Origin of the sequence: Roseateles sp. L2-2 (assembly GCF_050613215.1) — a bacterium.
Lineage (GTDB): Bacteria > Pseudomonadota > Gammaproteobacteria > Burkholderiales > Burkholderiaceae_C > Roseateles > Roseateles noduli.
On record NZ_CP192509.1, the window covers coordinates 3,643,240 to 3,665,259 of the forward strand.

Here is a 22,020-nt window from a genome sequence, read left to right on the forward strand (position 1 = left end):
CTCGTTCACTGCGTACCGCCCATGGGCGTGTACAGGTAGGGGAAGCCGGGCAGCAGCGGCACGACGGCCTGGTCGACGGCGTCATGCAGCTTGAAGGCCGTGGCGCCCAGCGGCACCGCGGACGGCTTGCAGGCCGCGCCGAATCCCAGCGCGTCGGTATCGCCGTTGGCCACGCACAGGCCGCCCATCACCGCCACCAGCGAGATGTCGACGACGTCGTCCTTGGGCCGGCGGCCGTTGGGATACCCGGCGTTGTCGTTGCCCTTGGCGAGGATGTTGCCGACGATGCCCAGACGGTTCTGCTGCGCGAAAGGCACGGCCGCGATGGACGTGTTCAGGCGCAGCTCTTCCGAGGCGACCGCGTTGGCCGGTTGGTTCACGCCCTTGATCCCGGTCAGGAAGGTGGTGACCAGGTCGTTGCGCGGCAGGTTGGTCGGCGCGGAGCCCGGCAGGTTGAGCACCGTGGCGAGCAGCGCCGGCAGGGTCGGGTTGGTCACGTAGGTGGCGAACTGCGCGTCGTCCTTGGGCTTGGAGGCGTTGAAGCGGTCCTTGTCGGGCAGCCCGATGACGACCTCGTTGACCAGCGGCATGCCCAGGCGCGAGACCTGGACCCAGGCGCCGCCGGCCTTGTCGGCGGTCTGATGGCCGGCCTTGGGCGCGGGATCGAGGATGCGGGCCTGGCGCATGCTGGCGGAGGTCCAGCCGCCGATCACCGGCTCGGCGCCGGCGACCAGGCAGCTCTTGTGCACTTCGAGCGCGAGCGTGGTGACGTTCTTGCCGTCGAGCGTGTTGGGCGCGGCGTTGATCTGGGCCGGGTCGGTGATGAGCCCGACGGGCGCGTTCACCAGGTCGAAGATCGTGCCGAGATTGACCGCGAACGGGTCCTTGCGCTGGCCGACGAAGACCTTGCCCGGCTGGTTGCAACCGGGAATCGTGACCGAATAGATGTGCTTGGCCGCGTAGGCCGTGTAATCGGCGATCGTCTTCTTGCCGATGTTGTCCACGGGCTTGTCGAAGGTGGTCGCACCGCCGGTGGCGTTGGCGATCGGGGTCCGCGTGCCGGAGCGGCGGTCGCCGCGCACGATGTCGACGGTGTAGCTCTCGTTGACGTTGAGCGCGGCGGCCTTCACGTCGGAGACGGTACCGGACTGGACCAGCGGGATGGCGACGTTCTTGTCGCCGATCGCCAGTGTGGTGGCCTTCAAGGTGTTCTTGAAGCGGAACTGGAAGGTGATGTCTTCCTTGGCGTCGCCGTTGTTGTCGACGTGGATCTCGTACAGCGCGTTGGGGTCCATCGCGTAGTAGTTGGGGCCCGCGAAGGGGTCCTGCAGCGGCACGTAGTTGGCGATGAGCGTCACGTAGTCCGCGCGGCCGGTCTCGTAGCTCATGAACATGTAGAAATCGGTCGCGTCGGCCTTGGGGACGGTGGTGATGAAGGGCGCCTCGCGATGGCTGGACGCGAAGGCCAGGCCCGCGCAGAGCGCGCTTGCGGCGAACAGGCCGATGCGCAGGGTCGTCGCCGAGGGGGCGAACGGGATGGGGGTCATGGAGTGCTCCTCGTTGTGGAGGGAACGATGTGGTGGAGGCGGGCGCGGAGGGTGGCCGCCCGAGTCCCTTTACGCAGCCGACGGCGTCCTGGATGCGCCGGTTTGTCCGCGTCGCGGGTTGGAGGTCCGCCGCTGCAACCGCTAGGGCAAGGGGGCGACCCGTATGCCCGCCGACGCGTCAGCGTTGAAGGGGACAGGTCGGACGGGAATGCGATGAATCCGAATGTCCTGACGATGCGTACGCGCGGCGCGTGAGACCGCTGCGTAGGCATGGGTGTTGCCGAAGGGAGCGGGCGGCTCTCCTCCCCGGGGCCACTTCACGGAGCATCTCAATGACCGATCACGACCGATCCGCCGACGACGGCAAACCCAATCCGATCCTCAACGCCGTGTCCAACGCGGTGGCCGCGATCCGCGCGGACGACGATCAACTCGAACTCGCAAAGGCGCATGAGGCCCTCGGGCCGAAGGCGATCGAGAAGCTGGACGTCGCCGAGGCGCGCCGGCAGCCGACGGTCGCCGACGCAGTGAAGGCGCTGCTGGCGCAGCAGGGACGCGGCAGCGATCCGGTGCAGCTGGTGCCCGGCGTGACGGCGCGCGACATCCAGGTCGCCGGCGCGGACGGCCCGCTGGGCGCGACCGTCTACACGCCGGCGGCGCAGGCTTCTCCGGGACCACTGCCGGTCATCCTGTACTTCCACGGCGGCGGCTGGGTGATCGCGGACCGTCGGGTGTACGACGGCGGCGCGCGCGGCCTGGCCAAGGAGAGCGGCGCGATCGTCGTGTCGGTCGACTACCGGCAGGCGCCGGAACACAAGTTTCCGGCGGCCTGGGACGACGCGCTCGCGGCCTACCGCTGGCTGACCATGAACGCCGCCTCCATCGGCGGCGATGCGGCGCGCCTGGCGCTGGCGGGAGAAAGCGCCGGCGGCAATCTAGCAGTGGCGACGGCGATCGCGGCGCGCGATGCGGGACTGCCCTCGCCGCGCCACGTGCTGGCGGTCTATCCGGTCGCGCAGACCAGCCTGAACACCGAGTCCTATCTGGAGAACGCGATCGCCAAGCCGCTGAACCGCGCGATGGTGAAGTGGTTCGTGGATCACCTCGTGCGCAGCGAGGAGGACCTGAAGGACACGCGCCTGCAACTGATCGACGCGCGCCTGGAAGGTCTGGCGCCGGTGACGTTGATCAGCGCCCGCCTCGACCCGCTGCGCAGCGACAGCACGAAGCTCGCGGACGCGTTGGAAAAGGCGTCGGTGCCGGTGGAGCGCCGCGACTATGAAGGCGTCGCTCACGAATTCTTCGGCGCGGCGGCGGTGCTGGAGAAGGCCCGCGAGGCACAGGCGTTCGCGGGGCAACGACTGCGGGAGTCGCTCGGGGTCTGATCGGCGCTGGAAGCCGCATGACTGCCTAGACCCAGCGCGCTGCGCGCGCCCCTCACCCCGACCCTCTCCCGCAAGCGGGAGAGGGAGTCGGTACACCGCGGACTCCGTGCAGCTCTCCCGCAAAAAGGAGACGCAGCAAGAAGGGCCGCGGTCGGACTCCCTCTCCCGCTTGCGGGAGAGGGCGGGGGTGAGGGCCAGCGGACGCGGCAGTCAACAAGCCTTCAACCGCCGCAGGCGCAGCGTGCAGTCACCGGCTTGTCGGACTGCCGGACGATGCCCCCGCCGACGACGAAGCGGGCCGTCTTGGCGGACTGCTCGCCGCACACCAGTCGGCACTCTCTCGTCTTGATCTCGACGTAGCCGAAGATCACAGCGATCATCACGACCGCCAGCGCGACCCCGATCCAGAAGCCGCGAGAGCGCAGCAGCGAATGGCGAGGGCTGGGACTCGTGCCAGGTTCGTTCCCGGTCGGTGGTTCGTGAGTTCCTTGCATGCTCACCTCCGCGCGGCGACCCGCCTGCGCGCCGTGGTTCCCGTCAACGCCTTGATCCCGCCCAAGATCAGATCGATCCCCGCGAGGAAGTCGCCGCGGTCGTCATGGCCCTGCAGCTGGTCCGCGACCGATCGCGTGAACGGGTAGTCGCGCTCGTCGAGCGCCGTCCATGCCTGGGCCACCTCGCCGAGGAAGTCCTCCCGATCGAGCTCGCGCGTCTGCGCGGAGAGCCGGTTCGCCGCGTTCTGTCCGCCGACACCGAGGATGTAGTGCAGCAGCGCCGAGGTCGCGGACCACTCCCCCGCCGCCGGCGCGCCGAGCGCCCTCACCTGCCGCCCGATGCATTCGAACAGGCGCACCGTCGGCAGCGCGCCGGCCGACTGGAACAGCGCCGAGCCGATCCACGGGTGCTCGTCCATCGCGTCGAACATGCCGAGCGCGAGCGCGCGGATCGTGTCTTCCGGCGACGGCGTGCCGGCCTGCGCGCCGGCCTTCGCGTCCACCTGCGCGGCCGCCACCTCGGCCGTCACCTCGGCCATCACCTCGGCCATCACGCCCGCGATCACCGCGTCGCACGCGGCGACGAGCAGATCGCCCTTGTTGGCGACATGCCAGTAGATCGCGCCGGGCCCCGTCGCGAGCCGCTCCGACAGCGCGCGGAAGGTCAGACCGCCCTCCCCGGCGCTGTCGAGCAGCTCGATCGACGCGTCGACGATGCGATCCCGCGAGAGCGAATCCTCCCGCCTTTGAGGCGAACGTGTCTTCTTGACCATGCCCGGATCTTGACACATCTGGAACGCCGCTCCATCATCATGGAACGTCATTCCACAAACCTACGCTGCACATCGACCCTGTTTCCTCTTCGGGCGATGTCACTTCATCCTGAAGGATTCCAGATGACACGCACGATCGCGATCGTCGGCGCCGGCCTCGGCGGCCTGATGCTCGCCCGGGTCCTCCACGTCCACGGCATCGCCTCGACCGTCTACGAGGCCGAAGCCTCGCCCACCGCGCGCACGCAGGGCGGCATGCTCGACATCCACGACGACAGCGGCCAGGTCGCGTTGAAGGCGGCGCGGCTGCACGACGAGTTCGTGCGGCTCATCCATCCCGGCGGACAGGCCTCGCGCGTGCTGGACAAGACCGGCGCGGTGCTGCTCGACCAACCCGACGACGGCACGGGCGGTCGCCCCGAGGTTCGGCGCGGCGAACTCCGTCGGCTGCTGCTGGACGCGCTGCCCGCAGGCACGGTGCAATGGGGACGAAAGCTCGCGTCGGTCGACGCGCGCGGCGATGGTCGACATGCCCTGACCTTCACCGATGGCTCGACGGCGACGACCGATCTGCTCGTCGGTGCCGATGGCGCCTGGTCGAAAGTCCGTCCGCGGCTCTCGCAGGCGAAGCCCGAGTACGTCGGCACCACCTTCATCGAGACCTACCTGTCCGACGCCGATGTCCGTCATCCCGAGAGTGCCGAAGCCGTCGGCGGCGGCGCGTTCTTCGCGATGGCGCCGGGCCAAGGCATCTTCGCGCATCGCGAGCCGGACGGCGTCCTGCACACCTACGTCGCGCTGCGCAAGCCGATGACGTGGGTGTCGGAGATCGAAGCCGCCGAGCCTGCAACTGCGCTGGGTCTCGTGGCATCGGAGTTCGAAGGCTGGGCGCCGGCGCTCACCGCGCTGATCACCGACGGCGAGACCGATCCGGTGCTTCGTCCCATCCACGCGCTGCCTCCGGATGGCCGATGGACCCGGGTCCCCGGCGTGACGCTGATCGGCGACGCGGCGCATCTGATGGCCCCGGCGGGCGACGGCGCGAACCTCGCGATGGTCGACGGCGCCGAGCTTGGCGCAGCGATCGCGGCGCATCCAGGCGATCTGGAGGCGGCGCTGTCGATCTATGAGGCCACGATGTTCACCCGCAGCGCGGCCGCGGCGATCGGCTCGGTGGAGGTGCTCGATGCCTGCCTCGGCGAGGACGCGCCGTACAGCCTCATGCGGTTCTTCGAGCAGGCGCAGGGCGCGGCCGCCTAGGCGTCAACTCCCGCAGCCGCCGCCGCAGCTGCTCCCGCAACCGCTCCCTCCACCGTCCCCGCCTCCGCCATCGCCACATCCTCCTCCGTTGCCGCCCCCGCAGTCTCCGCTGCCGCTGCCGCAGCTGCTTCCACAGCTGCTGCCACAGCCGCTCCCTCCGCCCTTGTCGCCCTTCTCTCCGCGTTCGCGCGCGGCGAGTCCCGCCTCACGCGCGCCGATGAGGCCGAACCCGACCAACGCCGCCGGCATCAGCGTGCCGTGCCCGTGCGCGTGCCCGCAGGGTCGTCCGTCCGCGTTGAGGTCGGTGTGCAGCACCGTACCGTGGAAGCGCTCGTAGGACCAGCCGCAGGGGGTCCGCAGAAGCCGGTCGGCGCGGAAGACCAGAGGCAGCGCGCCTCGCACTGGAGAGCTCCGTTCCGCCCTGCAGGCGCGGACCAGGCAGCGGGCGAGCGATGCGCCGTTGTCCTCGCCGGGTTCATGCTCGCGATGGGTCACCGTGCGCCCGTAGCGTTGCAGCTGCCAGGCGGCGAGTCCTTCGGGATCGCGCTCGATCCAGAGGTGCCACACCAGATCCGCCGCCCGCGACGGCAGCGCGCAGGACTGCGGCGCGGCGGCGGCACTGGCGTCGAAGAACTGTTCGAGGGCGTAGGCCGCGAGGCGCCAACCGCGTTCTCCCGGCTTCCAGCCGGGATGCTCGATGGCGACCTGCTTCAGCCAGGCGGTCTTGAGGTGTGGGGGAAAGGCCGGCGGCGCGGGCCGCTGCCACTGTCGGGCCGCTTGACGCTGCCGCTGCTCATGCCGATGAAGGTGCCGCGCCCAATTGGCATGGCGCAGGCGCCTCAGCAGCCTGTCCAGGAGGCTCTCATTCCTCCGATGGCGGCTCATGTCGTAGGACTGGCCGCTCTTGTTCTTGTCGTTCCTGTTCTGGATGTTCGTCTCTTCTTTTTGTTGTTGTGCTCCGGAGTGTGTGTCGAGAAGATGACAGCGGCGTGACAGGCGTCCTGGTCATCCCGCCGCGGCGGCGATGAATCTTTCCAGCGTCTCCACATGTCTGGGATCGCCCGCCTTGTCGGCGTCTTCGCGGATCTGCCGGATGACCGGCTGCGCCTCCTCCTCCACCTGCAGGACGAGGAACACGAAGGCCCAGAGCCACAGCTGACCGAGACCGTCCATCAGCTCCTGGTTGCCATGCACCAGCGTCTTGCGGACCCGGGCCACGAGGGCCCGATCGGCGCTCAGGTCGACGAACTTCTGGCGCTTGCCCATGATGCCCGGCATGTGGGAGAACGAGCGCGCGTAGCGCAGGAAAGTCAGCGACGACTGGTAGCCCGCGAGCGAGGGTTCCGGCTCGCCGGGCAGGCGAGCGAACTGGTCGTTCCCGAAGAGGAAGACCGCGGCATGCAACGGGAGGCTGCAGACGGGGTAGCCGCGCCACACGATGCTGCGCAGGCCTTCGTAGGCGCGCAGCAGCAGCGCGAAATCCTCCTCCGACGTCAGCGACGGCGGGTGGTCCAGCCGGAGCAGATGGAAGAAGAACGCGGTGTGCTCCGCCGGCACGAGGAACGTCCCCGCCTGGTCGATCAGGGGCGTGATCAGGTGATGGTGGCTGGGCCAGAACTTGCCCTGCTCGCCGTAGCGCAACGAGGTGGCCTCGTCGGAGATGAAGTCCAGGAGCAACTGGCGCTCCGGCGTGTCGGGACGGCTGGGCGTGGGCTCGTCCACCTCCTCCTCTTCGGCTTCCTCGGGCTCGTCCTCCGACGCGGCATGGGCTCCTTCGACCTCGTCGCCCTGCACGAACGGCCCTTTCCAAGCGTCGAACGCGGCCTGCCATCGCGCCTGCGCGGCCTCGACCACGGGATCCGGATCCTCGACGGCTTCCAGATCGAAGGTCGCCTTCAACCAGTCGCGGTAGGCGACGATGGCCTCGATGTACTCGCCGTCGTCTTCGTCCTCTTCGTCCTCTTCGTCCTCTTCGTCGTCTTCGTCGTCTTCATCGTCGATGTAGAAGTACGCGCTGTCGTGCATGACCATGGGCTCGACGTCCAACGCCGCCAGCTGCAGCAGTTCGCGCACGTTGCCGGCGATCACCCATTCCCCGCCTTCGTCGCCGAACACGATCACCGGCCACTGTGCCGGCTCGGAGCCGTCCTCGGGGTTCCACAGCGCGTAGAACGAGCCCGAGCCGGTGGCCACGCCGAAGGCGGTCAGCCGGGCAAGGAAGGCAGGATCCCTCGACCAACCCGCCGTCAGCCCGTTCGTTTCCCGCAGGGTCAGGAAGAGGCTCTCGGTGTATTCGGCATCGAGGTCGTTCTGGAAATCCAGCAGGCGGGACAACTCCTGCGGGACGGGACGGCCCCGGAAGAGTTCAGCGAAGGCGGCTTGTTCGATCATCAAAAGGCTCCGTGCGTCGATGCGGGCGCACCTCACAGCAGCACGCCCATGCATCCGACCGGAAGCCTAAACGGCAGAGGTGACTGCGCCGCGTGACCTTCGGCCACCGGTCAGCCGGCGGGCACCTCGGGCGCCGCCTTGCGCCACGCCGTCGGCGAGCGACCCATGATGCGCTTGAACGCGTTGCTGAACGCGCTCTCCGACGCGTAGCCGAGCGTCTGCGCCAGCACCGCCACCGGTGTGTCCTCCTCCCTCAGCGCGCGATCCGCGAGGCGCATGCGCCAGTCGGCGAGGTAGCTCAGCGGCGCGACGCCCGCGACCTCCTTGAAGCGCACGGCGAAGGTCGTGCGCGACATCGCGCAGGCACTCGCCAGTTCTTCCAGATGCCAGCTCCGCGCCGGGTCGCCGTGCATCAGGCGCAGCGCCGGCGCGATGCGCGGATCGGCCAGCGCGCGCAGCCAGCCCGCCGGCATCGGACCCAAGGCTTCCAGATGCGCGCGCAGGATCTGGATGAACAGCAGCTGCGACAGCTGTTCCGACACCAGCTGCGTGCCCGCCATCGGACGAGCCCTTTCCTCGACGAGCTGGTTCAGCACCCAGCGGAACACCGTCGCCCTCGGCGAGGCCGCCCGGATGTGGATCCACGGCGGCAGGACGCCCTCCAGCAGACGGCTGCTCGCCGGGTCGAGCAAGACATGACCCCCGATGTGCGCGAAGTCCTCGCCGCTGCCCAAGGTGGCCGTCGAGCGACCCGCGCCCGAGAAGAGCCCCATCGCGTCCACCGGCTCGACGTCCAGCGCGCTGGACAGCACCGAGGCCCGTTTCGCCGCCAGCAGTCCCACGTCGCCGGTCTCGAAGAGGGCGGCCTCGGGCTCGCCCTCAATGCGAACCCAACACCGCCCCTTCACAACTGCAAAGAACTTGATCTTGTCCGGCGCGGGGAAGCGGATCGCCCACTCGCCGCCGGCCTGGAACCCGCCGGTGACCAGCGACGCGGCGCGCGTGAACTTGAGGATGTCGGAGAACGGATCGGCCTGCATTTCCGAACTATCGCGCAAGTGATGCGGACGCTCAAGCATTCACAGTTCGAGTCGCGCCTTCTATCGTTTCGTTCATCGACGTCACCTCCCGTGGAAGACAGAAAGAGCCTGAAAGACATGAGCAACTCGAACGACCTGGTCCTGGTGACCGGCGGCACCGGCTTCATCGCCCAGCACTGCATCCTGGCGCTGCTGGCGGCGGGCTACCGCGTGCGCACCACGCTGCGCACGGCGAAGCGCGAGGCGGAGGTCCTCGCCCATCTGCGCGTCGGCGGCGCCGAACCCGGCGATCGCCTGTGCTTCGTCGTCGCCGATCTGTCGGCCGACGCCGGCTGGGCCGACGCCGCGGCCGGCTGCCGCTACGTGCTGCACGGCGCCTCGCCGACGCCGTCCGGCGCCCAGGCGACCGAGGACGACTGGATCCGTCCCGCAGTGGACGGCAACCTGCGCGTGCTGCGCGCGGCGCGGGATGCCGGCGTGAAACGGGTGGTCCTGACCTCCGCCTTCGGCGCGATCAGCGCCGGTCACGGTCCGATGTCGCGCCCCTTCGACGAGACCGACTGGAGCGACCTCTCCGGCAAGTCCGGAGAAGTCTGGCCGTACCAGAAGTCCAAGACCCTGGCCGAGCGTGCCGCCTGGGACTTCATCGCGAAGGAAGGCCGCGGGCTGGAGCTGTCCGCGATCAACCCGGTGGCGGTGTTCGGCCCGGCGCTGGGCCACGACACCTCCCATTCCATCGGCATCATCCAGCGCATGATGAACGGCCAGCCCGGTTGCCCGAAGATCAACACCTGCGTCGTCGACGTCCGCGACGTGGCCGATCTGCACCTGCGCGCGATGACGAATCCGGCCGCCAACGGCGAGCGTTTCCTCGCCACCGCCGGCGACAGCCTGTGGATGGTCGACATCGCCAGGGTGCTCAAGCGGCAGCTGGGCGCCGCCGCGCACCGCGTGAAGACGCGCGTGCTGCCGAACTGGTTCGTGAAGCTGATGGGGCGCGGCACGCCCGCGGGCCGCAGCGTCGCCTCGCTGCTCGACCGCAACCTCAACGCTTCCGGCAACAAGGCCCGACGCCTGCTCGGTTGGCGGCCGCGCTCGAACGAGGAAGCGATCGTCGCGACCGCGGAGAGCCTCGTTCGATTGAAGATGCTGCGCGACTGACGCCACGCGGCTCCGGTTTGGGATGCACCGCTAGGCGCAAACCGGAGCCATAGCAGCGCTATGGCGAGGATTTGCAACGACGCGGGGCGCCCAAAGCGGAGTCGCGCTCACTCAACAGTGATGCTGCGGTCCTTGATCAGCGTCGCCATGCGCTTGAGCTCGGCGTCGACGAACTTCTCGGACTCCTTCACGCCGCCGTGGAAGGCGTCGCCGCCGAGTTCCGCGATCCGCGCCTTGACCTCGGGCGAGGCCAGCGCCTGCTGGACGGCCTTGGACAGGCGCTCGACGACCGGCGCCGGCGTGTCCGCCGGGGCGAACAGCCCGTTCCACTCGTACATCTCGAAGCCCGGCAGGCCGGCCTCCGCGCCGGTCGGCACGTCCGGCAGCGCGACGGAGCGCTTCTTCCCGCTCACCGCCAGCGGACGCAGCTTGCCCTGCTTCACGTACTGCAGCGTCGAGGCGACGTTGCCGAAGAACACCGGCACCTGACCGCCGATCACGTCGGTCAGCGCGGGACCGCCGCCCTTGTAGGGCACGTGCATCATCTCGACCTTCGCGGCCTGCTCGAACAGCACGCCGGCGATGTGCTGGGCCGAACCGTTGCCCGACGACGCGAACGCGACCGCGTCCGTCTTCGCCTTGGCCGCGGTGATCAGCTCGGCGGCGTTCTTCGCCGGGAACTGCGCGTTCACCAGCACGACGTTGGGGAACAGCGCCGTCACCGCGACCGTCTTGAAGGCCTTGCCGTGCTTGTAGGGCGAGTTGGGGAACAGCGTCGGCGTGACCGCGTACGAGGACGCGTCGAACAGCAGCGTGTAGCCGTCGGCCGGCGCGCGCGACACGGCGCCGGCGGCGATCTGGCCGCTGCCGCCGGGGCGGTTCTCGATGATGACGGTCTGGCCGAGCGCTTCGCCGACCTTGGGCGCGATCAGGCGCGCGATCAGGTCCGCGCCGCCGCCGGGCGGGTAGCTCACCATGAAGGTCACCGGCTTGGTCGGCCAGGCTTGCGCCGAGGCGGCGCCGGAGAAGCTGGTCAGGGCGGCCAGGGCCAGCGCCGTCAGCACGGCATGGCGTCGTTGGATCATCGTGGGTCTCCAGGGAAAGAAGATCAGCGCGTCTCGGCGCTGTAGTGGAAAGCGGTGGCGTCGCCCCAGGTGGTGCGCAGCTCGATGCACTGCCCGCCGAGGTCGAAGGCCTTGCGGTCGACGCGGATCCCGGGCGCGCCTTCAGGCAGGTCCAGCAGCGCCGCGGTCGCGGCGTCCAGATGCCCGAAGGTCAGTTCATCGTTGGCGCGCGCGACCGTCACGCCGCACAGGCGCGCCAGCATCGGATAGAGCAGGTCTTCCCAGTCACTCGGTGGCAAGTCGCGCAGCGCCGCGAAACGATCGAGCGGCAGCAGGATGTCCTCGGCCAGCACTGGCTTGCCGTCAAGCAGCCGCACCCGCTTCACGCGCAGCGCGCTGTCGCCGGTCGCCTGTCCGAGCGTCTGCGCCTCGGCCGCGCGCAGGCGCACGGTCTGGCAGCGTCGGACCTGCGCGGTCGGCGGTCCGTCGGCCGGACCACGGAATCGGAAGAAGCGCAGCAGCGAGGGGCCGTTCAAGCCCTGCGTGACGAAGGTGCCCTTGCCGTGCACGCGCTGGACGATGCCTTCGGCCGCCAGCATGGCGACAGCCTGCCGGACCGTGCCGAGCGCCACGCCGAAGCGTTGCGCGAGATCGGTCTCCGACGGAATGGCCGCGCCGGCGGACCACTCGCCGCCGACGATGCGCTGGCGCAGGTCCTGCGCGAGCTGCGCGTAACGGCTGACGCCCGCGGTCGGGGCGAGTCCCGCGTCCGCGGATCCCGCGGCGCTGGCGATGCTGGAAGTACTGGCGTTTCCCAAGACTGTTTTCCTATAGTCCTCTATAGGACTAGAATTCGCTCATGATGCCGACGCCCCACACCGCCGTCAAGCCCGCCGTCACGCCCGCCGCGACTCTCACGGCCGTGGTCGACACGCACTTCCACGCGTTTTCGCTGACGACCGCCGGGGCGCCGGGATCGCGCTACGTACCGACCTACGCCGCTCCGATCGACGCGTGGGACGCGGCGGTCGCACCGCACGGGATCTCGCATGGCGTGCTGGTCCAGCCCAGCTTCCTGGGCACCGACAACAGCCAGTTGCTGCGGATCCTCGCGGACCGGCCCGCGCAGTTGCGCGGCGTTGCCGTCGTCGCGGCCGACTTCGCGGTGAGCGAACTCCGGCGCATGGACGCGCTGGGTGTCTGCGGCATCCGCCTCAACCTGGTCGGTACGGACCATCGGATCGGCGAAGAACTCCATCCGCTCTTCGACCAACTCGAAGCGCTGTCGTGGCATCTGCAGATCCACACGGATCACGGGCGGCTCGCGGAGGTGCTGCGCCAACTCCCCGAATCGCTCACGGTCGTCGTGGACCACTTCGGCAAGCCGGCGGTGCCGACGGAAGTGAGCGGCCTGGTCGCCGGCCAGCACGACCGGCTCTACGTGAAGCTGAGCGCGCCCTACCGCCTGGCGACCGGGTGCGCCGCCGAAGACCTCGCGGCCCGCTGGCTGGACCGCGTGGGGCCGATGCGGCTGGTGTGGGGCAGCGACTGGCCGTGCACCGCCCATGAGCAGGCGCAGGCGACGTCGGTGTCGCCGGCATGGCTCGCGCGATGGCTGGCCTCGGACTCGATGACCGAGGTCGTCCTCACTGACAACGCGTTGAGCCTCTACGGCTTCTGAGCGCCGCGTCGGCGACCTCCGCTACACTTCGCCCCGCAGCGCGTTCCTCGCGCTGCCGTAGGCGTTACCGTCATCCAACGCGTCCTTTGTCGAGAGGAGCCCAGCGGGGCAGTTCTCGATGAATCACGACGCCGTTTTCGATGACCGCTGGTATCGCCTGCCCGGGCCCCTCACGCCTGGGCGTCTTTCTGCCGGTCTGGTTTGCGGCTTCACAGCAACCCTGCATCCCCAGAAGGACTTCCCATGAAACTCACCGACAACACCGTCCTCGTGACCGGCGGCACCAGCGGCATCGGCCGTGCGCTCGCCGAGGCGCTGCATGACCGCGGCAACCGTGTCATCGTCACCGGACGACGCCAGTCCCTGCTCGACGAGATGAGCGCCGGGCGGCCCGGCCTCGTCGGGCTTGCACTCGACGTCGACGATCCGTCCTCGTTCGCACGGTTGCCGTCGACGCTGCGATCGCGCTTCCCCGACCTCAACGTCGTGATCGCCAACGCGGGCATCTCGCGCACCGAGGACATGACGAGCGACGACTGGAACGCCGGCGACGCCGAGGCCATCGTGCAGACCAACATCCTGGGCGTGGTGCGCGTCGCGGCGGCGGTGCTGCCGCTGCTCAAGGGCAAGGTCGACGCCGCCTTCCTGGCGACGAGCTCGGCGCTGGCCTTCGTGCCTCGCGCGGACTTCCCGACCTACTGCGCGAGCAAGGCCTTCCTGCACTCCTGGCTGCAGTCGCTGCGGCACCAGATGCGCCACGTGCCGATCGAGGTGCTGGAGCTTTCGCCGCCGTACGTGCAGACCGGCCTCACCGGCGCGCAGCAGGCGAGCGATCCGCGCGCGATGCCCCTCGCCGACTACGTGGCCGAGGTGCTGCAGCTGCTGGAGGACGGCCGCACGCCGCGCGGCGAGGTGCTGCTGGACCGCGATCTTCCGCGCCGATGGGCGGAACGCGACGGCAGGTACGAGACGATGTTCGCGGCGATGAATCCGGGCTGAGGAAGTTCAGCCCGGCGCGTGGCAGACCGCCTCGATGTTGTGCCCGTCCGGATCGATGACGAAGGCCGCGTAGTAGTTCGCGTGGTACTTCGGACGGAGCCCGGGCGGGCCGTTGTCCGCGCCGCCGGCCGCGAGCGCGGCGCGGTGGAACGCATCGACCTGCGCGCGCGTCTGCGCGACGAAGGCGATGTGGAGCGGCGCGGTCCGCTCCGTGGTCTCGAACAGGCACAGCGACGCGTTGTTGCTGCCGCAGATCTCGATGCCGTAGCTCGGAACGCCCTCCCCGCCGACGGTCACGCCGAGCGGTTCGAGCGCCTGGAGATAGAACGCCTTGCTCGCGGCATAGTCGCGGACGCCGAATTTGACGTGGTCGAACATGGACTCTCCTGAAAGGGACCGTCCATCATCGCGCGATCCGCCGGATGAGCCTTCCGGGCCATTCCCTCGACGATCGTCCCGGGGTTACCCTCGCGGCGACATGTCATCACTTCGTCACATATCTCCGATAGGCGTCGCCGCCGTGGATCCCGGCGTCCTGTCCTGGTGGCGCGCCCTGCGCGCGATCGCCGCGCTGAACGTCTGCCTGTGGCTGGCGGTGCTGCAGTTCGCGCCGGTCAGCGGCGTCTACGCGCATCTGCACCTGGCGCTGTCCGGCGTCTACGTGCTGGTCTGCGCCTATCGCTCGCTGTTTCCCCGGGTGGATCTGGAGCGGCTGGTCGTCGTCGACACGCAGCTGTCCAGCATCTTCCTGGGCCGCACCGCGGCCACGATCGCCGAGATCTGCTTCGCCTTCCAGCTCGGCCTGCTGGTCCACCAACTGGCTGCGCATGCCGGCATGCCGGCGGTGCAGAAGGCGGCGTGGGCGATCCCGCTCTTCATGGTGATCGCGCAGGCGTTCTGCTGGCACAGCGTGCTGACGCTGAATCACATCACGCAGGCGGTCGAGTCCTCGCTCTGGGCGGCGGGCTTCAGCTGGATGGCGATCCTGCTCGGCGTCATCGCGTTCAACAGCACCGGCTGGGTGCAGGCGGTGGCGCTGTCCGGCATCGTCGGTGCGGCGGGCTTCGTCGCGTACGTGCTGAGCGTGGACGTGCCGATGTACTGCCGCCGCTACCGCGAGGGCCGCGCGCGCGGGATGGTCTACATGCGCCTGGACGAAGGCGCGCGCGACGCCTGGAACCGACGCGTGCACAGCGGCAGCTGGACGGCGTGGAAGGCCGATGCGCTCTGGCTCACCCCGTATTTCAGCTTCGGCGTGTGGGCGAGCATCGCGATGGTGTGCGTGCCGGGGGTCTGAACTGCGCTGAGCGTGCATTCGGCACACGGCACCCGGCACGCGGCGTGCCGCCCTTCGCCCCCTTTTCCAATGGCACGGAATGCATCGGGCGTCGATCGACGCCCGTGAAACGAGGGTCTCTCCGAGGAACGGCGCCAGCAGGGCGCGCCTAGTGTTGAAGCGGGAGCTCGACATCCCGACGACATTCAAGGAGACCCTCATGCGCAACCTCCCGATTGCGAAGCTGCCGCTCGTCTGCGCGCTGGGCGTGGCGGCCCTGCTCACGCTGGCGCCCATGCCGGCGTCTGCCGACTACTACCAGTACACGTACACCGGCAATCCCTTCACGATGACCTACCAGGTCTACTCCCCGGATCCCATGGATCCCTGGGCAGGCCGGCAGTTCTCGCTGGTGGCAATCGATGCGGTGGTCATCTCCGACAGGCTGCTGACCGGGCCGACGACGGAGGAAGACATCCGATCGATGAAGCTCACCTTGCGGTACGTCAACGACCCGCGCTCCACGACCTCGCTCACCTACCCGGCCCCGCCGCGCGAAGTCTGTCCCGTCTGCCCGGACTTCGGCCCCTTCGTCGGGGGCTACCTCCGCATGTCCAACTTCAACGATCTGAACCAGCCCGGCGCCTGGGACCTCCAGATCAGTTCCGTGATCACCGCGCCGACGAGTCGGATCGATTCGACGTTCTACCGGACGGCCATGTCCTCCTTCGAGCAAGTCGATTCGATGGAGGCTTTCTATCAAGGCGCGTACCTGAGCCAAGGCGGGCTCATGAATTCTTCCGGTGTCTGGACTCTGGCGGTGCTCGTGCCGGAGCCGTCGACCTATGCGCTGATGCTGGGCGGCGTGGCGTTGCTGGCGGGATTGGCACGGCGACGGTCGCGGGGGCGCGGGGACATCGCGGAGCAGACGACACCCGCCTGACGCTCGCGCAGAGCCGCCCCGCAGATCAATCGTCGCTCTCCGGCACCGTCGGCGCCGCGGGTTTCGTCGCGTACGTGCTGAGCGTGGACGTGCCGGGGATCTGAGCCGCGGGCTATCGAAGGATCCACCGGCGAGACGTCGGACACGTCAACGCTTGCACACGCGGTCGCACCGGCAAATTCAATCGATCCAGCCATTCAATGCACGACTCCGGGTTTCCTTCGATCCCGGCGTCGGCAAGTTCGATCATCGATGCAGGGACGTAGCAGAGCAAACAGCGCCGGCCTGACATTCGAGGCGAGCCATCCTCCGGGACAAGCGACACCCAGGTGTCGTACGCCGGTAGGTTGTCTACATCGAAGAAACCGCGCGAGACGATTTCCGCGTAGCCGTCCGAAAGATTCTCGTCCGGGAAATACAGCATGAATCTGCCCGTCGTGACGACGGGAGACTGATAGTCGACCGGCAGCTTCCGGTCGTGCAGCTGGCGCTGCCGATTGTGGCCAAGCTCGCAGACGTCGACGTCCTCCGGGCCGTCATGGAACCGGCTGGGGCGCAAGGTCCCTGCTCGCAGGTCGTCAAGAGACTGGAGCGCATCGCACCAGGCCACGGCTTCGGCCAGACGTGCCCGCAACAGGTCGTCGCTCAGCGGTGACGCGCTGTCCACCCGTTGCCAGACCTTCTTGAGGAAGGAAGGCTGAGGGGGTTCGACAGCGACGATCTGGCGCTCAGTCAGCGGTCCAGCCTGAACTTTCTTCTTGAAGAATCCGAACACGGATGGCGTCCTGCGATGAACGGATCAATCGTCGCTCTTCGCCAGCCGCGCCGCGAGCTTCATGAGCGTCGGCACGCGCTTCCTTCCGTGCATCGATCGCACGCGCACCTTCGCCGCGCCGATGTCGATACCTGCGCTGGTGATCAGCAGCGGCTGGGTTTCCTCCTCGCGCATGATCTCGAACTGCGCGGAGAGGCCAGGCTGGCGCTTCTTCGACACGCCGACGATGGGCACGCTGCCGCCCAGCGCGTGATGCAGATGCTGGCCGAGGCCGGGCGTGTCGTCGGCGTCCAGATGGACGAAGCCGTCGATCAGGATGAGCTCGGGGGTCAGGTTGTGCTCGCGCAGCAGCTGCAGGATGCAGGGGAGCTCGCGAAGATCGAGCTCTCCGCGCACGGCCTTCTCCACATGGGCGATGCGCGACACATAGGTCTTCGTCGCCTCCGCGGCGGCCCAGTCTTCGAACGCCACGGCGGCGGCAGTCGCCTGCGCGCCGTCGACATGAATAGCGACTACGAGTTTCATGCGGGGATTATGGGCGGTGGCTCGGTCTGGCGGGTCGGATCAATTCCCCGGCCATTTCCAATCGATCTGCGCCTTCCCCGCGCAACGCGAGGAATCCGCGAACTGCCCGGTCTGCTCGCCGCGGCATGCCCACACGAGCAGTCCCTTGTCGTTGAGGAACTGATCCCACTGCCAGGAGTAGTCCGTCGTCGTGTAGGGCTGCGCGTAGGACCGGCCGTAGTCGGGCTGGATGTACGTTCCGCCGCCACCGCCGCCTCGCGACGACGCCGCCGCGGCCACCGCCACGACCGTCAACGCAGCCAGCACGCCCAGTGCGATCTTCTTGCGCTTTTCGGCCGCCAAGGTCTCGCAGCGTGCGTCGCTGAGCTGGCGTCGATCGAGTTCCCCGACCACCGATCCGATGAAGTCCTCGTCGCCGCTCTTCTGCGCATCCGCCAGGGCCTCGCAGACCTGGCGATCGCTGAACCGCAAGCGCTTCTGCTCGAACTTCGCCGGATTCATCGCGCAGCCCGACAGCGCCAGCGCGATCGACACGCACGCGACAATCCCTCGCGTGCTGATCAGCACCCGTCCTCCCATGAACCCGCTCCCTCTTCTTGTGTTGTCGGCTCCGCGCGAAGTCTATGCGGCGCTACCATCCGTCGCCGTCAGCAGTTCCCCCAGCCAGCCATGAGCGCTTCCCCCCTGTCCCACCCGCGCACCGAAGCCGATGTGCGCATCGACCTCGCTGCCGCCTACCGCCTGGCGGCGCTGGCCGGCTGGGACGACACGATCTACACGCATCTCTCCGCCGCCGTGCCGGGCGAGCCCGGCGTCTACCTGCTCAATGAATTCGGCCTCGGCTTCGACGAGGTCTGCGCCTCCAGCCTGGTGAAGGTCGACGTGCGCGGGCGCGTCGTCGACGGCACCGGCCGGCGCGTCAATCCGAGCGGCTTCGCGATCCACGGCGCCGTGCACGCAGGCCGCCCCGACGTCGAATGCGTGATCCACCTGCATGCGCCCTGGGGCGTCGCGCTGGCGATGCTGCCTGGTGGCCTGCAGCCGACCTCGCAATGGGCGATGCGCCTGCATGGCCGGCTCGGCCGCCATGCCTACGAAGGCCTCGCGCTGGGCGCGGACGAGCAGGCGCGACTGGTCGCCAACCTGGGCGCGCTCGACGGACTGATCCTCGAGAATCACGGCACGCTCACCGTTGGGCGCTCGGTGGCCGAGGCCTATCTGCTGATGCACATCCTCGAGCGCGCCGCGCAGGCGCAGTTGCGCGCGATGGCCGCCACCGCCGCAACCGGCGGTCAGGTGCTGCAGGTCGGAGACGACCTTGCCGCCCTCACCCACCGCCAATGGATAGGCGACGGCACCGAACGCGACGGTGACGCCGAATGGCCCGCGCTGCTGCGGCGCGTGGACCGGCTGTCGCCCGGTTTCCGAGACTGATTTCAACCACTCCCAGGAGCAACTCCATGCCCACCCTCCGCGTCGAACTCTTCGAAGGTCGCACCCCGCAACAGAAGGCCGATCTGGCCAAGGAACTCACCGACGCCTGCGTGCGCGTGCTCGGCGGCAGCGCCGACGGCGTCGACGTCGTGTTCTTCGACATCAAGCGCCAGGACTGGGCGACCGGCGGCGTGCTGTGGAGTGAGAAAGGGAAGTGATCGCTGAGGGCTGCGGTACTGCCACCGCCGCTGGCCCTCACCCCCGCCCTCTCCCGCAAGCGGGAGAGGGAGTGAGAATGCACCGAGCCAGTCGGAGCAGGAGCACTGGGGTGGCCCCTTCTCCCGCAAGCGGGAGAGGGAGTGAGAATGCACCGAGCCAGTCGGAGCAGGAGCACTGGGGTGGCCCCCTCTCCCGCACCGCGGGAGAGGGCGGGGGTGAGGGCCAGCGGCCTAAGCAGTCAGCCCCACTCGGCCCTTACTCCGGCTCGATCCCCGCCGCCTTGATGATCTGCCCCCACTTGCGCGTCTCCGCCTCCTGGAACGCGCGCAGTTCGTCCGGCGTGCTCGCCCACGCGTCCACGCCGGCGCCGTCGAAGAAGGTCTTCGCCGGCACGCTGCGCAGCGCCGCGGTCAGCAGTTCCCGCAGCCGGTTCACCACCGGCGCCGGCGTCCCCGCCGGCACGTAGGCCGCGAACCAGTAGCTCATGTCGTAGCCCTGGACGCCCGCCTCAGCGATCGTCGGTACGTCCGGCAGCAACGGCGAGCGCTTCGTCATCGAGAACCCCAGCGCCCTCACCTTCCCCGCCTTGATCTGCGGCAGTCCGGTCGCCGTGTCGGTGATCATGAAATCGACCTGCCCCCCGATGAGATCGGTCAACGCGGGCGGGTTGCTCTTGTACGGCACGTGCAGCAGCTGCGTGTGCGAGAGCTGCTGGAACTGCTCACCCGCGACGCGGCTCGATGCGCTGCCGCTGCCGAAGCTCACCTTCCCCGGCTCGCGCTTCGCCCGCGCGATCACGTCGGCCACGGACTTGTACGGCCCGTCGGCCTTCACCACCATCACCTGCCCACCCTTGCCCAGGCCCGTCACCGGCGCGAAGTCCTTCACCGGGTCGTAGGGCAGCCTGCGGTACAGATGCGGATTGGCGGCCTGCGTCGTGTTGGTCGTGATGAGCACCGTGTAGCCGTCCGGCGCGGCGCGCGCGCCCTGCTGCGCCGCGAGCATGCCGCTCGCCCCCGCCTTGTTGTCGACGACGACCGGCAGCTTCGTCTGCTCCGTGATCGCTTGGCCCAGCGCCCGTGCCAGCTGGTCCGTCGCGCTCGCCGCGGCGAACGGGACGAGGAAGGTGATCGGCCTGTTCGGATAGGCGCCCGCCCCCTGCGTCTGTGCCTGGACTTGCGCCGGCGCGGCCAGGGCGAAAGCGACGGCGCTCATGGCACCCAGGGCGCTTGCAGTGGACAACAAGGCCTGTAGTCGGCGGATCGGCTTCGGGAAGGTCATCAGGTCGTCTCCATCGTGTTGTTGTGGTCGGTGATCGGGCGCCGGAGCAGCGGCAGCAGGTGCTCCGGCACTTCCAGGGGCATCGCCAGCACGACGAAGGACAGTGCCTTGCCGTGACTGTCGAGATTCAAGGCATCGTTGACGCCGCCGTCGAGCACGTCGTCCAGCACGAAGTTCATCGCGTGCAACGTCGGCAGCAGGTGGCGCGTCACGCGCGTCGGCCGGCGGGCGGCGAAGTGGCGGGCCACCGCCTCCTCGGTGATCTGCTCGACCAGCAGCGGATACAGCGCCGGGTCCCAGGCGATCACGCTGATGTTGGAACGGTTGCCCTTGTCGCCGGTACGGCCGTGGGCGGCCAGGCGGAGTTCGACGGTCCGGGTCATGTCAGCGTCACCGTGGCAGTCGCGAGTGCTCGCGGAAACAGGCAGGAGCGCAACCCCAGTCGCGGTCGTACGTTCGTCCTCACGCCGCCGCCGCCGGCAGGACCGCAGGTGTACAGCGCGGTGACCTCGCGCGTCAGGCGATCGGCGCCCGCGCGGTCGGCATGATTCGCGGCGACGCGCAGGCGCACGTCGCGCGCATCGCCCGCCGGCAGGCGCGCGAACGCGTCGCCCGTATCGTCGCCCAGCACGCTCGTCACGCCGATCAGATCGACCCGCAACGGCCCTTGCCGGTCCCGTTCGCCCAGCCGCGCGCGCAGCACCTCAGCAGCCAGCCGCGCACGCGCCTCCGCGCCGGGACCCGCGTAGGAGATCTCACCTTCCGCCAACCAGCCGTTGGCGAAGAACACATTGGCCTTCAGCGACTCGGGGCGGCGATGACCGCGCACGCCTGACAGGCGCACCTCGTCCGGTCCGACCTGCCTCACCTCGGCCGCGCCGATATCCGCGACGACATCCGGCGTCAGGTAAGCCGACGGGTCATGCAGCTCGTACAGCAGCTGTTCCTTGACGGTGTGCTCGTCGACGCAACCGCCGGTGCGATCGGCCTTGAAGACGGTGCAGCTGCCGTCGGCCTCTATCCGGGCGATCGGGAAACCGACGTTCACCAGATCCGGCACCTCCTTGAATCCAGGGTCCGCGTAGTAGCCGCCGCAGACCTGCGCCCCGCATTCCAGCAGGTGACCGGCCATCGTCGCGCCGGCCAGTCGATCCCAGTCGTCGAGCGCCCAGTCGAAGTGCGCCAGCGCCGGTCCGACCGTGAGCGACGGGTCCGCGACCCGTCCGGTGACGACGACGTCCGCACCTTGCCGCAGCGCGTCCGCGATGCCTTCTGCGCCCAGGTAGACGTTGGCGCAGGCGATGGTGTCGTCGGCGATGGCCTGGCCTTCGCTCGCCAGCGTCCGCGCGAGCAGCGCCCGCTGATCGGCCGAGACCAGCGCATCGCCGCCGACGACGGCAACGACGGGCACCCGCAGGCCGAGTTCCGCCGCCAGCGCCTTCACGCGGCGCGCCGCGGCGGGCGGATTCGCCGCGCCGAAGTTGCCCACGATGGGGATGCGATGCGCGAGGCAGTCCGCGAGCACCGGCCGCAGCATCTCGTAGAGCAGCGGCTCGAAGCCGCCCTCGGGATCCCGCTGCCGCGCGAGCTGCGCCAACGCGAGCGTGCGCTCGGCCAGCGTCTCGAAGATCAGCACCGCCGGGCCGCCGAGGCGGATCAGCGTGTCCACGACCGGTCGCGCGGCGTCGGTGCGATCGCCGGAGAAGCCGGCCGCGCAGCCGACGAGCAAGGAAGCAGACCCTGGAACGGATGTCATGTCGCCGACTGTAGGC

Annotated in this window: 24 protein-coding genes; 9 read left to right on the forward strand and 15 right to left on the reverse strand. The window is 69.0% G+C overall.

What is annotated here, in order from left to right; translation table 11 throughout:
- Positions 1-5 precede the first annotated feature (5 nt).
- Positions 6-1,547: a DUF4331 domain-containing protein gene (locus tag ACQZ13_RS16255; protein ID WP_431046171.1), complete on the reverse strand. Its 1,542-nt coding sequence runs from the start codon at positions 1,545-1,547 to the stop codon at positions 6-8.
- Between the two features lie 332 nt (positions 1,548-1,879).
- On the opposite strand from ACQZ13_RS16255, the gene ACQZ13_RS16260 reads away from it, so the two are divergent.
- Complete coding sequence (locus tag ACQZ13_RS16260) at positions 1,880-2,932, forward strand: alpha/beta hydrolase (protein ID WP_431046173.1); 1,053 nt, start codon at positions 1,880-1,882, stop codon at positions 2,930-2,932.
- A gap of 221 nt (positions 2,933-3,153) precedes the next feature.
- Here ACQZ13_RS16260 and ACQZ13_RS16265 read toward each other — a convergent pair whose 3' ends face one another.
- Both ACQZ13_RS16265 and ACQZ13_RS16270 read right to left on the reverse strand, forming a co-directional pair.
- Entirely contained in the window at positions 3,154-3,312 is a 159-nt protein-coding gene (locus ACQZ13_RS16265) for a hypothetical protein (RefSeq protein ID WP_431046175.1), read from the reverse strand.
- A gap of 116 nt (positions 3,313-3,428) precedes the next feature.
- Entirely contained in the window at positions 3,429-4,199 is a 771-nt protein-coding gene (locus tag ACQZ13_RS16270) for a TetR/AcrR family transcriptional regulator (protein ID WP_431046177.1), read from the reverse strand.
- A gap of 123 nt (positions 4,200-4,322) precedes the next feature.
- On the opposite strand from ACQZ13_RS16270, the gene ACQZ13_RS16275 reads away from it, so the two are divergent.
- The gene (locus tag ACQZ13_RS16275; RefSeq protein ID WP_431046179.1) at positions 4,323-5,459 is read left to right on the forward strand and encodes an FAD-dependent oxidoreductase; all 1,137 of its coding nucleotides are present in this window, start codon (positions 4,323-4,325) and stop codon (positions 5,457-5,459) included.
- A gap of 3 nt (positions 5,460-5,462) precedes the next feature.
- On the opposite strand, the gene ACQZ13_RS16280 is transcribed toward ACQZ13_RS16275, so the two are convergent.
- From ACQZ13_RS16280 to ACQZ13_RS16290, 3 genes are all read right to left on the reverse strand, one after another.
- A complete protein-coding gene (locus ACQZ13_RS16280) occupies positions 5,463-6,344 on the reverse strand; it encodes a hypothetical protein (RefSeq protein WP_431046181.1) in 882 nt (293 codons plus the stop codon).
- 120 nt (positions 6,345-6,464) lie between these two features.
- Positions 6,465-7,850, reverse strand: a complete 1,386-nt coding sequence (locus ACQZ13_RS16285) for a hypothetical protein (RefSeq protein WP_431046183.1) — start codon at positions 7,848-7,850, stop codon at positions 6,465-6,467.
- 110 nt (positions 7,851-7,960) lie between these two features.
- Positions 7,961-8,890, reverse strand: a complete 930-nt coding sequence (locus ACQZ13_RS16290; protein WP_431046185.1) for an AraC family transcriptional regulator — start codon at positions 8,888-8,890, stop codon at positions 7,961-7,963.
- A 117-nt stretch (positions 8,891-9,007) separates the two neighbouring features.
- Here ACQZ13_RS16290 and ACQZ13_RS16295 point away from each other — a divergent pair, with 117 nt between their 5' ends.
- On the forward strand, positions 9,008-10,051 hold the full coding sequence (locus ACQZ13_RS16295; protein WP_431046187.1) for an SDR family oxidoreductase: 1,044 nt from the start codon (positions 9,008-9,010) through the stop codon (positions 10,049-10,051).
- Between the two features lie 107 nt (positions 10,052-10,158).
- On the opposite strand, the gene ACQZ13_RS16300 is transcribed toward ACQZ13_RS16295, so the two are convergent.
- Both ACQZ13_RS16300 and ACQZ13_RS16305 read right to left on the reverse strand, forming a co-directional pair.
- Positions 10,159-11,136 (reverse strand): Bug family tripartite tricarboxylate transporter substrate binding protein, encoded by a 978-nt coding sequence (locus ACQZ13_RS16300; RefSeq protein ID WP_431046189.1) that lies wholly within the window; start codon positions 11,134-11,136, stop codon positions 10,159-10,161.
- Positions 11,137-11,159: 23 nt separating this feature from the next.
- Complete coding sequence (locus ACQZ13_RS16305; RefSeq protein ID WP_431046191.1) at positions 11,160-11,933, reverse strand: GntR family transcriptional regulator; 774 nt, start codon at positions 11,931-11,933, stop codon at positions 11,160-11,162.
- Positions 11,934-11,974: 41 nt separating this feature from the next.
- Here ACQZ13_RS16305 and ACQZ13_RS16310 point away from each other — a divergent pair, with 41 nt between their 5' ends.
- Positions 11,975-12,796, forward strand: coding sequence for an amidohydrolase family protein (locus ACQZ13_RS16310; RefSeq protein WP_431046193.1), 822 nt, complete (start codon positions 11,975-11,977; stop codon positions 12,794-12,796).
- 243 nt (positions 12,797-13,039) lie between these two features.
- Positions 13,040-13,795 carry an SDR family oxidoreductase gene (locus ACQZ13_RS16315; protein WP_431046195.1) on the forward strand — a complete coding sequence of 252 codons (756 nt, stop codon included), beginning with the start codon at positions 13,040-13,042 and terminating at the stop codon, positions 13,793-13,795.
- A 6-nt stretch (positions 13,796-13,801) separates the two neighbouring features.
- Here ACQZ13_RS16315 and ACQZ13_RS16320 read toward each other — a convergent pair whose 3' ends face one another.
- The gene (locus ACQZ13_RS16320) at positions 13,802-14,173 is read right to left on the reverse strand and encodes a VOC family protein (protein ID WP_431046197.1); all 372 of its coding nucleotides are present in this window, start codon (positions 14,171-14,173) and stop codon (positions 13,802-13,804) included.
- 142 nt (positions 14,174-14,315) lie between these two features.
- Between ACQZ13_RS16320 and ACQZ13_RS16325 the strand changes: the two genes are divergently transcribed.
- The gene (locus ACQZ13_RS16325) at positions 14,316-15,092 is read left to right on the forward strand and encodes a hypothetical protein (RefSeq protein WP_431046199.1); all 777 of its coding nucleotides are present in this window, start codon (positions 14,316-14,318) and stop codon (positions 15,090-15,092) included.
- Positions 15,093-15,291: 199 nt separating this feature from the next.
- Positions 15,292-16,014 (forward strand): PEP-CTERM sorting domain-containing protein, encoded by a 723-nt coding sequence (locus ACQZ13_RS16330; protein ID WP_431046201.1) that lies wholly within the window; start codon positions 15,292-15,294, stop codon positions 16,012-16,014.
- A 112-nt stretch (positions 16,015-16,126) separates the two neighbouring features.
- On the opposite strand, the gene ACQZ13_RS16335 is transcribed toward ACQZ13_RS16330, so the two are convergent.
- The 3 genes from ACQZ13_RS16335 to ACQZ13_RS16345 are packed head-to-tail and all read right to left on the reverse strand — an operon-like array spanning position 16,127 to position 17,848.
- Positions 16,127-16,789 carry a hypothetical protein gene (locus tag ACQZ13_RS16335; protein ID WP_431046203.1) on the reverse strand — a complete coding sequence of 221 codons (663 nt, stop codon included), beginning with the start codon at positions 16,787-16,789 and terminating at the stop codon, positions 16,127-16,129.
- A 24-nt stretch (positions 16,790-16,813) separates the two neighbouring features.
- Entirely contained in the window at positions 16,814-17,314 is a 501-nt protein-coding gene (locus tag ACQZ13_RS16340) for an endonuclease V (RefSeq protein ID WP_431046205.1), read from the reverse strand.
- 39 nt (positions 17,315-17,353) lie between these two features.
- Positions 17,354-17,848, reverse strand: coding sequence for a hypothetical protein (locus ACQZ13_RS16345; protein ID WP_431046207.1), 495 nt, complete (start codon positions 17,846-17,848; stop codon positions 17,354-17,356).
- Between the two features lie 135 nt (positions 17,849-17,983).
- Between ACQZ13_RS16345 and ACQZ13_RS16350 the strand changes: the two genes are divergently transcribed.
- Both ACQZ13_RS16350 and ACQZ13_RS16355 read left to right on the forward strand, forming a co-directional pair.
- On the forward strand, positions 17,984-18,748 hold the full coding sequence (locus tag ACQZ13_RS16350; protein WP_431046209.1) for a class II aldolase/adducin family protein: 765 nt from the start codon (positions 17,984-17,986) through the stop codon (positions 18,746-18,748).
- Positions 18,694-18,966, forward strand: coding sequence for a 4-oxalocrotonate tautomerase (locus ACQZ13_RS16355; protein ID WP_431046211.1), 273 nt, complete (start codon positions 18,694-18,696; stop codon positions 18,964-18,966). Before ACQZ13_RS16350 ends, ACQZ13_RS16355 begins: the two co-directional genes overlap by 55 nt.
- A gap of 256 nt (positions 18,967-19,222) precedes the next feature.
- On the opposite strand, the gene ACQZ13_RS16360 is transcribed toward ACQZ13_RS16355, so the two are convergent.
- From ACQZ13_RS16360 to ACQZ13_RS16370, 3 genes are all read right to left on the reverse strand, one after another.
- Positions 19,223-20,182 carry a Bug family tripartite tricarboxylate transporter substrate binding protein gene (locus tag ACQZ13_RS16360; RefSeq protein ID WP_431046213.1) on the reverse strand — a complete coding sequence of 320 codons (960 nt, stop codon included), beginning with the start codon at positions 20,180-20,182 and terminating at the stop codon, positions 19,223-19,225.
- A 65-nt stretch (positions 20,183-20,247) separates the two neighbouring features.
- A complete protein-coding gene (locus tag ACQZ13_RS16365) occupies positions 20,248-20,631 on the reverse strand; it encodes an AtuA-related protein (RefSeq protein ID WP_431046215.1) in 384 nt (127 codons plus the stop codon).
- A complete protein-coding gene (locus ACQZ13_RS16370) occupies positions 20,628-22,004 on the reverse strand; it encodes an acyclic terpene utilization AtuA family protein (RefSeq protein WP_431046217.1) in 1,377 nt (458 codons plus the stop codon). The genes ACQZ13_RS16365 and ACQZ13_RS16370 overlap by 4 nt, the downstream gene beginning before the upstream one ends.
- Between the last annotated feature and the right edge of the window lie 16 nt (positions 22,005-22,020).